Source organism: Pseudomonas sp. DL, assembly GCF_047199225.1.
Taxonomy (GTDB): Bacteria; Pseudomonadota; Gammaproteobacteria; order Pseudomonadales; family Pseudomonadaceae; genus Pseudomonas; species Pseudomonas aeruginosa.
The window spans coordinates 31,167-41,936 of the sequence record NZ_CP178323.1 but is presented as its reverse complement, the minus strand read 5'-3'; the positions used below and the strand labels follow the sequence as shown (position 1 = coordinate 41,936).

Genomic DNA, 10,770 nt, shown 5'->3' with positions numbered 1-10,770 from the left:
AAAGCGTTCAGGAGGTCGCCGCGTCTTCAGAAGAACGCGTCGACCCGGAAATAGATCGGGTGCTCGCGCCGCTCGATGGCGCTGGGCCGCTCCAGCGAGCGGGCGAAGCCGACGCTGGCGGCGAAATAGCGGCCGCGGGCATCCAGTTCGATGGCGTTGCCGCTCATGCGCCCGCTGGCGCCGTCGTTGTAGCGGTCGTGGCGGATCACGCCGACGTCGTAGGCGAAGGCCACGCCGTATTCCTGCAGCCAGGGCCGCAGCGGCGCCCATTCCACCGCACGCCGCCAGCGCAACTGGTTGCGCCAGTAGCCGCCGCTGTCGCCGGTCAGGGTCTGGTCCTTGAAGCCGCGCACCGAGCTGTTGCCGCCGAGGCTGATGCGCTGCGGGCTGAACAGCACGTCCTCGCTCCTTTGCCCGGTGGCCAGGCTGTCGAAGCTGAAGCGCTCGCCCCATAGCTGGAACGGCTGCAGGTAGCTGAGGGTCAGGCTGTACTTGTCGTAGCGCGCATTCGGATCGCCCGCGTGCGGGTGGCCGCGACCCTGCGCGCCAAGGGCGCCGATGCCCTGCTGCCAGCCGAGGTCGAGGTTGACGAAGCCGCTGCCGATCCGCCGGCCGTGGTTGAAGCCGAGCTGGGTCTCGGTGATCCGCGTGCTCTGGTCTTCCAGGCGGGTGTCTTCGACATAGTTGTTGGTGCGCTGGTGGCTGAGCCCCAGGCTCATGGCGGTCTTGCTCACGCCGTCGCGGTGCAGCACGCGTTCGGCGCGGAACTGGTGGCTGCGGCTGTCGCCATCGAGCTTGAAGGGGAAGCCGCTGGCCTCGTTGCGCGTGCGGTAGTCGCTCTGGCTGTAGCCGTAGGTGAAGGTCCACCAGCCCCAGGGCAGGCTGTAGAACAGGCTCTGGCTGTCGGAATGGCGCCAGCGGTCGGTCACCGCGTCGCGGTTGGCGCGCAGGTTGAGCTGGTCGGCCAGGCCCAGCGGGCTGTCCCAGTCCAGGCCCAGGCCCATCTGCTGCTCGCCGGTACTGACGTCGCCGTCATTGTTGCGCGTGGCGGAGACCCGCCAGGGCTTGTCGCGCTCGCCCTTGAGACGCACCCGGCTGCCGCCGACCTCGCTGCCGGGCACCAGCTCCAGTTGCGCCTGGCGCGACGGCAGGCGGCTCAACTGGTCGACCAGTTGCTCCAGTTCGCGCAGGTCGAGCAACTCGCCGGTCCTGCCCGGAAAGCTCATCGCCAGTTCGCGCGGGCTGGCCAGCGCGGAGCTGTCCAGGCCCTCCAGGCGGCCTTCGACGACGATGATGCGCAGGGTCCCGGAGGCCAGGTCCTGCTGTGGCAGGTAGGCGCGGGTGGTGACGTAGCCGCGATCCAGGTAATGGTCGGTGACGGCCTTGAGCAGCGCATTGAGCTGGCCGACGCCCAGGCAGCGCCCCTGGTAGGGCGCCAGCAGTTGGCGACGCGCGCTTTCGCCGAGGTGCCCGGCGCCCTCCAGCTCGATGCGGCGGATCTCGAAGCAGCGCTCGTCGTCGCCGGAGGCATCCGCAGCGGCGGGCGCTCCCTTGCCGGGCAGTTGCTGGAGTTCCTCCAGGCGCTTGCGCTGTTCGTCCAGCAGGCGCTGCTGGCGGTCGCGGATCAGGTCGCGGTCGCCGGGGGAGGTGAAGGGGGCGGCGCTGGCCATGAGCGGCAGGCACAGGAAGATAAAGGCCAGGCGATGGAGAGCCACGATTTCATTCCTTGAAATACAGAAAGGCGCGATGTTGGCCCAGCGGCTACAGCGGGTAAGCAGGAATATTCCGAAATCCGTCTTCCATGAGTCGGACAATCCGGAAGTAAGGCACAAGGCCATCTGGGCGTGCCGAAAAACCTAACACAGACTTTGGGATTAATCCGTTAGATGGCACGCCTTCTCGACGAACTGCAACAAGACCCATCGTTGGCAGGGTACTCATCGCGGCAAAAAGAAAGGGCCGGCTCCCATGGGAAAGCCGGCCCCGGATACTGCTCGTCGCAGGCGCTGCATCAGCCGCGCTGGTAGACGATTTCCTTGGTGCCGCCGTCGCAGGTGCCGACTACCTTCTTGTCGGTGACGCTGCCCTTGTCGACGATTTCCAGGGTGTAGGCAGGAACGCCGTTGGCCTTGATCTTCGCATCGATCTCGGCTTTCAGTTCCTCACAGGGCTTGGCGGCGAATGCGCTGCCCGCCACGGCAAACAGGCCGACTGCCAACATCAACTTCTTCATGAACACATTCCCTCGTTGCATGGATGAAGACCCGAACGGGTCAGGCTTGCCAAATGCGGCAAGGTTGAGACGAGCGCGCCGCCCATGGAGGCACGCCGCCCTCATAGCCTGTGCATGATCCGGCGAAGCGGAAAGACACGGCGGCCTTTCCAGGGCGCAGGCGATCGTGGACAGGTTTCCAGGGTGCCATCAGCTATTGGCGATACGGAACCCTACTTTCAGGGTCACCTGGTAATGGCCGACGGCGCCGTTCTCGATGTGCCCGCGGGTATCCACCACCTCGAACCATTCCAGATGCTGGATGCTCTTCGCCGCTTCGGCGAGGGCGTTGTTGATGGCGTCCTCGATGCTGGTCTTGGACGAGCCGACCAGTTCGATCTTCTTGTAGGTGTGGTGATTGGACATGAACTCTCTCCCCGGACGATGCCTGGTTCTTCGCGCCCGACGGGCGCCTCTGTTCAATGGACACTAGCCGAGCCGGAAAAGTGCAGCAAATCGCCAGCGCTCAGCCTGCCAACTGCTCCCGCAACCATTGCGCCAGGCGCCCGGCACGCGGATCGTGGAGGCGTGCCGGTACCCACAGGGCCAGGCGCGCATCGGTCTCGATGAAGCCCCAGGGCGCCGCCAGGCGGCCCGCGGCGAGATCGTCGCGGACCAGCGGCTCCGGGGCGATGGCCACGCCGAGGCCCGCCACCGCCGCTTCCAGCAGGTAGTAGAGATGCTCGAACCCCTGGCCATAGCGCAGCGCCTCCGCCGCCAGCCCCTGGCTCGCGGCCCAGGCCGGCCAGGCCTGGGGTCGCGAGGCGGTATGCAGCAGCGGCTCCTGCAACAGCCGCGCGGCGGGCGCCTGGGCCAGGCCGGTTTCCTGCGCCAGGCGCGGGCTGACCACCGGGCCCATGCGCTCGGGCGCCAGTTCGAAGACCTGCATGTCCGCCGGCCAGGGCGGCTCGGCGAACCAGAGCATGGCGTCCAGGCCGGGACGACGCGGATCGAACTCGCCCTCGCTGGTGGACAGTTGCAGGCGCAGGTCGGGGAGGGCACGGTTGAGCTGGTCCAGCCGCGGGATGAACCAGCGCGCCAGCAGGCTGCCGGGTACGCCGAGGACGAACGGGGCCTCGGCGGTCTGCCGGCGCAGCTCGGCACAGACGCCACGCAGTCGCTCGAACGCATCGCCGCAGGCGTCACGCAGGCGAACGCCGGAATCGGTGAGTTTTACGCCGCGTCCATCCTTGCCGAACAGGGCCACCCCGAGATCGTCCTCGAGCAACCGCACCTGCCGGCTCACGGCGCCATGGGTAACGTGCAGTTCCTCAGCCGCCAGGCTGATGCTGTGCAACCGGGCAGCGGCTTCGAAAGCGCGCAGGGCATTCAGGGAAGGGAGGTCGCGGCTCATGGCTATTCGTGAGTTTTCCTGACAGGTTTGAGCAATCTTATCGGTTTCTTTTACCCGGCGGGGGGGATTAGATTCTGCCCATACGTCATTTCCTGGAGCCCTCCATGACTTCCTATCGCAACGGCCCCGACGCCAAGGGCCTGTTCGGTCGCTTCGGCGGCCAGTACGTCGCCGAGACCCTGATGCCGCTGATCCTCGACCTCGCCCGCGAGTACGAGAAGGCCAAGGACGACCCGGCGTTCCAGGAGGAACTGGCCTACTTCCAGCGCGACTACGTCGGTCGGCCGAGCCCGCTGTACTTCGCCGAGCGCCTGACCGAGCACTGCGGCGGGGCGAAGATCTACCTCAAGCGCGAGGAGCTGAACCATACCGGCGCGCACAAGATCAACAACTGCATCGGCCAGATCCTCCTGGCCCGGCGCATGGGCAAGAAACGCATCATCGCCGAGACCGGCGCCGGCATGCACGGCGTGGCCACCGCCACTGTCGCCGCGCGTTTCGGCCTGCAGTGCGTGATCTACATGGGCACCACCGACATCGACCGGCAGCAGGCCAACGTCTTCCGCATGAAGCTGCTGGGCGCCGAGGTGATCCCGGTGACCGCCGGCACCGGTACCCTGAAGGACGCCATGAACGAGGCGCTGCGCGACTGGGTGACCAACGTCGACAGCACCTTCTACCTGATCGGCACGGTCGCCGGCCCGCATCCGTACCCGGCGATGGTCCGCGATTTCCAGGCGGTGATCGGCAAGGAAACCCGCGAGCAACTGGCCGAGAAGGAAGGGCGCCTGCCCGATTCGCTGGTCGCCTGCATCGGCGGCGGCTCCAACGCCATGGGCCTGTTCCACCCGTTCCTCGACGACGCCGGGGTGCAGATCGTCGGCGTGGAAGCCGCCGGCCACGGCATCGACACCGGCAAGCACGCGGCCAGCCTGAACGGCGGGGTTCCCGGCGTGCTGCACGGCAACCGCACCTTCCTGCTGCAGGACGCGGATGGCCAGATCATCGACGCACACTCCATCTCCGCCGGCCTCGACTATCCCGGCATCGGCCCGGAACACGCCTGGCTGCACGACACCGGCCGCGTCGAGTACACCTCGATCACCGACGACGAAGCCCTGGAGGCCTTCCACACCTGCTGCCGCCTCGAAGGCATCATCCCGGCGCTGGAAAGCTCCCATGCCCTGGCCGAGGTCTTCAAGCGTGCGCCCAGCCTGCCCAAGGAGCACATCATGGTGGTGAACCTGTCCGGTCGCGGCGACAAGGACATGCAGACCGTCATGCACCACATGCAACAGGAGTCGAAAGCATGAGCCGCCTGCAGACCCGCTTCGCCCAGCTCAAGCAGGAAAACCGCGCCGCCCTGGTGACCTTCGTCACCGCCGGCGACCCGGACTACGCGTCTTCCCTGGAAATCCTCAAAGGCCTGCCGGCGGCCGGAGCCGACGTGATCGAACTGGGCATGCCGTTCACCGATCCGATGGCGGACGGCCCGGCCATCCAGTTGGCCAACATCCGCGCCCTCGAAGGCGGCCAGACCCTGGCCAGGACGTTGCAGATGGTCCGCGAATTCCGCAGCGGCGACAGTGAGACGCCCCTGGTGCTGATGGGCTACTTCAACCCGATCCACCACTACGGCGTCGAACGCTTCATTGCCGAGGCGAAGGAGGTGGGGGTGGACGGCCTGATCGTGGTCGACCTGCCGCCGGAGCACAACGAAGACCTCTGCCACCCGGCCCAGGCCGCCGGCCTCGACTTCATCCGCCTGACCACCCCGACCACCGGCGACCAGCGCCTGCCGACGGTGCTCGAAGGCAGTTCCGGGTTCGTCTACTACGTGTCGGTGGCCGGCGTCACCGGCGCCAACGCGGCGACCCTGGAGCACGTCGAGGAAGCAGTGGCGCGCCTGCGCCGGCATACCGACCTGCCGATCGGTATCGGCTTCGGCATCCGCAGCGCCGAACACGCCGCCGCGGTCGCGCGGTTGGCCGACGGCGTGGTGGTCGGCTCGGCGCTGATCGACCGGATCGCCAAGGCCCGCGACAATGCCCAGGCGGTCAAGGATGTCCTCGCCCTGTGCGGCGAGCTGGCCGAAGGCGTGCGCAACGCACGCTGACAGACCCTGACAGCGGCATTCTCCAGGCGCAGGCAACCCGCTGCGCCTGGCCTTGCGTTGCACGCTGCCAGAACCGTGAGGAAAAATTCACGGTCACTTTCAGAAACGTCTTATTGTCCGCCGACTCTGCCGAAGCCTTGAATAGCGCCTCACCCAAATAGCCAACGCATTCAAAGAAGGTTCGCATGAGTAAGGTGCTGATCGTCGATGATCATCCCGCTATCCGCCTGGCCGTGCGCTTGCTGTTCGAGCGCGACGGTTTCACCATCGTCGGCGAGGCCGACAACGGTGCCGAAGCCCTGCAGGTAGCCCGCAAGAAGTCTCCCGACCTGGCCATCCTGGACATCGGCATCCCCAAGATCGACGGTCTCGAAGTGATAGCCCGCCTGAAGTCCCTGAAGCTGGACACCAAGGTCCTGGTCCTGACCCGGCAGAATCCGGCGCAGTTCGCCCCGCGCTGCCTGCAGGCCGGCGCCATGGGCTTCGTCAGCAAAAGGGAAAACCTCTCCGAGCTGCTGCTCGCCGCCAAGGCCGTGCTGGCCGGCTACATCCACTTCCCCACCGGGGCGTTGCGCAGCATCAACCAGCAGAGCCGCGACAACGAGGCCCGCATGCTGGAAAGCCTTTCCGACCGCGAGATGACCGTGCTGCAGTACCTGGCCAACGGCAACACCAACAAGGCCATCGCCCAGCAGCTGTTCCTCAGCGAGAAAACCGTGAGCACCTACAAGTCACGCATCATGCTGAAACTCAACGCCCATTCCCTGGCCGGCCTGATCGATTTCGCCCGCCGCCACGAGCTGATCTGAGGATCCCATGCGAACGTTCGACCTGACCGCCGCCCTGGGCGACCGCGCCAACCAACCGGAGATCAGCCGCCTGCTCGTCGCGCAGCTGATGACCAGCAACAACGAAGACACCCGCAAGCTGCGACGCGCCCAGGAGCGCGAGCAGACCCAGGAACTCAACGAGCTGGCGCACCGCCTGGCGGGCATGGCCTCGCTGATCCACGCCCACGCCGTGGAACGCGCCTGCCACCAACTGGAGATCGCCTGCGGCGAAAGCTCCGTGCGCAAGCTCGCCGATGCCGTCGACGACCTGGTGACGGCACTGGGCGAGCTGCAATGCGAACTGCACGACTGGATGACGATGACCGCGCCTCAAGGCACGGCGAAGTCATAGCGTTGCGGGCCTTCGTCCAGGATCGACAGGTCCAGCGGGCGAATGGCTCCCATCCAGATGGCTCGGTCGCGATGGTCGAGCAGATCGTTGCCGGTAACCGGGTGGATGAACACCACCAGGTCCTGCCGATGGATGGCCAGCCAGGGCACCAGCTCGCCGAACACCTCGGGAGCGAACGCCAGCTGGCAGCTCCAGTCCGGATGCGGCCCTACCGGCCGCTCATGGACCCGCCCCATCTTCAGCGGAAAGCGCCGCGCCGCCTCTTCGCAAAGGGCGCGGGCTCGCTCGATGCTCTGCGCATCGAAATAGACGTGAGCATGGAAGCCCTGGATGCGGGGGGTGGAATACTCGTTCATCGTCACCTCTTCAAGCGCCGCCGGCCTGCAACTCGGCCTGCAGCCAGTCGACGAAACCGTCGACCAGCCGCTGGCGCCGCTTGCGCTCCGGCAATACCGCATAGTACCCGTATCGCGACAGGCAGCTCTCGCCAATGGGCCGGCAAAGCAGCCCCTGTTCGAGCAGGCCGTCGACCAGGTGGCGCCAGCCGATGGCCACGCCCTGGCCGGCGATGGCCGCCTGGATCAGCAAGGTGTAGTTGTCGAAGCTGAGCACCGCCGGAATCGGCTGCCGATCGATGGCCAACGCTTCGAACAACGCCGGCCAGTCGAACCAGCGGGCGTGCTGCGCCGGCTTCAGATGCAGCATCGGCAGGCGCGCCAGGTGCGCCTTGGCCAGCGGCAACTGCAATCCCTCGACCAGCCGCGGGCTACAGACCGGGAACACCTCCTCGCGAAACAGCCGGTGCGCTTCGCCGTGCTTGGAACGACCGTCGCCGAACAGGATCGCCACGTCGATATCGCCGCGCTGGCCGGCCAGGCCGCGCTCGCTGGTCACCAGGCTCACGTCCAGGTGCGGATGGGCCTGATGGAAGCGCGGAAGGCGCGGCATCAGCCAGTAGGCAGCGAAGGCGTAGTCGGTGGCCACCTGGAGCACCTCGTGGCGCTGGCGCGCGCCCAGCGCGGCGATGCCGGCATCGATCGTCTCGAGGCCGGCGGCCACGTGGCGGAGCAGAAGCTGGCCGGCGTCGGTGAGCACGATGCCTCGATGAACGCGCTGGAACAGAGGGGTCGCCAGCTCTTTCTCCAGGCGTTTGATCTGCTGGCTGACCGCAGGCTGGGTGGTCCCCAGTTCCTCGGCGGCAGCGGTGAAGCTGAGTTGGCGGGCGGCGGACTCGAATACCCGGAGCAGGTCGAGGGATGGCGGCATGAGGTGTTCTCACATAAGCCCGGCTTATCCAACGCATCCAGCCCCATGCGGTTTACCAGGGATTTCGATGCACTGATGATCGACGCAGCACTATCGCATAACCCAATCGCATGGGATAAGCCGCCCGATGAAGACCTCGCCGAACATCCTGTTCATCATGGCCGACCAGATGGCCGCGCCGCTGCTGCCGCTTCACGATCCGCGCTCGGCGCTGCGCATGCCTCACCTCTCGCGCCTCGCCGAACGGGCCGTGGTGTTCGACTCGGCATACTGCAACAGCCCGCTCTGCGCGCCGTCGCGCTTCACCCTGGTCAGCGGTCGCTTGCCTACCCGCATCGGCGCCTGGGACAACGCTGCCGACTTCGCCGCCGATACCCCCACCTACGCCCACTACCTGCGCAACCTCGGCTATCGCACGGCGCTGTCGGGCAAGATGCACTTCTGCGGTCCCGACCAGTTGCACGGCTACGAGGAACGCCTGACCAGCGACATCTATCCGGCGGACTATGGCTGGGCGGTGAACTGGGACGAGCCGGAGGTGCGCCCGAGCTGGTACCACAACATGTCCTCGGTTTTGCAGGCCGGTCCCTGCGTGCGCACCAACCAGCTGGACTTCGACGAGGAGGTGGTGTTCAAGGCCCGCCAGTACCTCTACGACCATGTTCGCCAGCACGCCGGCCAGCCATTCTGCCTGACCGTGTCGATGACCCATCCGCACGACCCCTACAGCATCCCGGCGAGCTACTGGAATCTCTACCGCGACGAGGACATCCCGCTGCCGCGCCAGCGCTTCGCCCAGGAGGAGCAGGACCCTCATTCGCAACGCCTGCTGAAGGTCATCGACCTGTGGGACAAGCCGTTGCCCGAGGAGCGCATCCGCGCCGCCCGGCGTGCCTACTTCGGCGCCTGCAGCTACGTCGACGCGCAGATCGGTGCGCTGCTGGCGACCCTGGAGGAATGCGGGCTGGCCGACGACACCATCGTGGTGTTCTCCGGCGACCATGGCGACATGCTCGGCGAGCGCGGCCTCTGGTACAAGATGCACTGGTTCGAGATGGCCGCGCGCGTGCCGCTGCTGGTCCATGCGCCGGCGCGCTTCGCGCCGCGCCGCATCGGCGCTTCGGTATCCACCGTGGACCTGCTGCCGACCCTGGTGGAGCTGGCCGGCGGCCAGGTCGATCCACGCCTGCCGCTGGAAGGCCGCTCGCTGCTGCCGCACCTGCGCGACGGCAGCGGGCATGACGAGGTGATCGGCGAATACACCGCCGAGGGCACCCTCAGCCCGCTGATGATGATCCGCCGCGGCGACTACAAGTTCATCTACTCCGAGCAGGACCCCTGCCTGCTCTACGACCTGCGCAACGACCCGCAGGAGCGCGAGAACCTCGCCGCCAGTCCGGCCCATCGCGGAACGTTCGAGGCGTTCCTCGACGAGGCCCGGCGACGCTGGGACATCCCCGCGATCACCCGCGCCGTACTCGACAGCCAGCGCCGCCGACGCCTGGTGGCCGCCGCGCTGGCGCGAGGACGGCTGGCCAGCTGGGACCACCAGCCGTGGGTCGATGCAAGCCAGCAGTACATGCGCAACCATATCGACCTGGACGATCTCGAGCGCCGCGCGCGCTTCCCGCAACCCTGAGCACGAGGGCACTTCCATGAACCGGCTTCCCACCTGCCTGCTGGCCGCCACCCTGTTCCTGGGCAGCGCCTCGCTATACGCCGAAGACCCCGCCTGTGCCCGCGTCAGGCTGGCCGATCCAGGCTGGAGCGATATCGCGGTAACCAACGCCACTGCCGCGTTTCTCCTGGAAAGCCTCGGCTACCAGGTGAAGATCGATACCCTGTCGGTGCCGATCATCTATGGCGGCCTGCGCGACGGCCAGGTGGACGCCTTCCTCGGCGGCTGGATGCCCGCGCACCAGGACTATCACGACAAGTTCGTCGCCAGCGGCCAGGTCGAACGCCTCGGTCGCAACCTCGACGGCACCCGCTTCACCCTGGCGGTGCCGCGCTACGTCTGGGACGCCGGCGTACACCGCTTCGAGGACCTCGCCGCGCAAGGGCAACGCTTCAACCGCAAGCTGTACGGGATCGGCTCCGGCGCGCCGGCCAATCAGTCGATCCAGAAGATGATCGACGCCAACCAGTTCGGCCTCGGCGACTGGAAGCTGGTGGAGTCCAGCGAGCAGGCGATGCTCGCCGAACTCGGCCGGGCCGAGAAGCGCCAGCGCTGGCTGGTGTTCCTCGGCTGGACGCCGCACCCGATGAACATCCGCCATGACCTGCGCTACCTGGAAGGCGGCGAGCAGTACTTCGGCGACCGCGGCCAGGTCTACACCCTGGCACGCAAGGGCTACGCCGCGCAGTGCCCGAACCCGGCGCGGCTGCTGGCCAACCTGCGCTTCGACCTGGACATGGAGAACCGCCTGATGAGCGACGCGCTGGAAGGCACGGCGACTCCGGCCTCGGCGACCCGCGCCTGGCTCAAGGCCAACCCGCGGGTGCTCGAGGCCTGGCTGCAAGGGGTGACCAGCCGCGACGGCGGCGACGCCCTGGCCGCGGTTCGCGGCCAGCCATAGC

12 protein-coding genes are annotated in these 10,770 nt (G+C 67.1%); 6 read left to right on the top strand and 6 right to left on the bottom strand.

Annotation, left to right across the window (positions count from 1 at the left end; translation table 11 throughout):
* Window positions 1-26: 26 nt before the first annotated feature.
* From tpsB2 to trpI, 4 genes are all read right to left on the bottom strand, one after another.
* Entirely contained in the window at window positions 27-1,715 is a 1,689-nt protein-coding gene (tpsB2, locus tag ACI766_RS00205; RefSeq protein WP_023124886.1) for a two-partner secretion system transporter TpsB2, read from the bottom strand.
* A 296-nt stretch (window positions 1,716-2,011) separates the two neighbouring features.
* Window positions 2,012-2,239, bottom strand: coding sequence for a DUF1161 domain-containing protein (locus tag ACI766_RS00200; protein ID WP_003097347.1), 228 nt, complete (start codon window positions 2,237-2,239; stop codon window positions 2,012-2,014).
* Window positions 2,240-2,422: 183 nt separating this feature from the next.
* Window positions 2,423-2,638, bottom strand: a complete 216-nt coding sequence (locus tag ACI766_RS00195) for a dodecin (RefSeq protein ID WP_003097345.1) — start codon at window positions 2,636-2,638, stop codon at window positions 2,423-2,425.
* 100 nt (window positions 2,639-2,738) lie between these two features.
* On the bottom strand, window positions 2,739-3,626 hold the full coding sequence (gene trpI / locus ACI766_RS00190) for a trpBA operon transcriptional activator TrpI (RefSeq protein WP_003114633.1): 888 nt from the start codon (window positions 3,624-3,626) through the stop codon (window positions 2,739-2,741).
* A gap of 104 nt (window positions 3,627-3,730) precedes the next feature.
* On the opposite strand from trpI, the gene trpB reads away from it, so the two are divergent.
* The 4 genes from trpB to ACI766_RS00170 all read left to right on the top strand — a co-directional run bounded on the left by trpB (window position 3,731) and on the right by ACI766_RS00170 (window position 6,924).
* Window positions 3,731-4,939 carry a tryptophan synthase subunit beta gene (gene trpB, locus ACI766_RS00185; protein WP_003097340.1) on the top strand — a complete coding sequence of 403 codons (1,209 nt, stop codon included), beginning with the start codon at window positions 3,731-3,733 and terminating at the stop codon, window positions 4,937-4,939.
* Window positions 4,936-5,742, top strand: coding sequence for a tryptophan synthase subunit alpha (gene trpA / locus ACI766_RS00180; protein WP_003120671.1), 807 nt, complete (start codon window positions 4,936-4,938; stop codon window positions 5,740-5,742). The genes trpB and trpA overlap by 4 nt, the downstream gene beginning before the upstream one ends.
* Window positions 5,743-5,927: 185 nt before the next feature.
* A complete protein-coding gene (locus ACI766_RS00175) occupies window positions 5,928-6,551 on the top strand; it encodes a response regulator transcription factor (RefSeq protein WP_003111192.1) in 624 nt (207 codons plus the stop codon).
* A 7-nt stretch (window positions 6,552-6,558) separates the two neighbouring features.
* Window positions 6,559-6,924: an Hpt domain-containing protein gene (locus ACI766_RS00170; RefSeq protein ID WP_003097330.1), complete on the top strand. Its 366-nt coding sequence runs from the start codon at window positions 6,559-6,561 to the stop codon at window positions 6,922-6,924.
* On the opposite strand, the gene ACI766_RS00165 is transcribed toward ACI766_RS00170, so the two are convergent.
* Both ACI766_RS00165 and ACI766_RS00160 read right to left on the bottom strand, forming a co-directional pair.
* The gene (locus ACI766_RS00165) at window positions 6,903-7,280 is read right to left on the bottom strand and encodes a DOPA 4,5-dioxygenase family protein (RefSeq protein WP_003114635.1); all 378 of its coding nucleotides are present in this window, start codon (window positions 7,278-7,280) and stop codon (window positions 6,903-6,905) included. The genes ACI766_RS00170 and ACI766_RS00165 overlap by 22 nt on opposite strands.
* Window positions 7,281-7,290: 10 nt before the next feature.
* A complete protein-coding gene (locus tag ACI766_RS00160; RefSeq protein WP_010792427.1) occupies window positions 7,291-8,190 on the bottom strand; it encodes a choline sulfate utilization transcriptional regulator in 900 nt (299 codons plus the stop codon).
* Between the two features lie 127 nt (window positions 8,191-8,317).
* On the opposite strand from ACI766_RS00160, the gene betC reads away from it, so the two are divergent.
* A complete protein-coding gene (gene betC, locus ACI766_RS00155; RefSeq protein ID WP_003120673.1) occupies window positions 8,318-9,829 on the top strand; it encodes a choline-sulfatase in 1,512 nt (503 codons plus the stop codon).
* Between the two features lie 16 nt (window positions 9,830-9,845).
* Window positions 9,846-10,769, top strand: coding sequence for a choline ABC transporter substrate-binding protein (locus tag ACI766_RS00150; protein ID WP_003115797.1), 924 nt, complete (start codon window positions 9,846-9,848; stop codon window positions 10,767-10,769).
* Window position 10,770 lies beyond the last annotated feature (1 nt).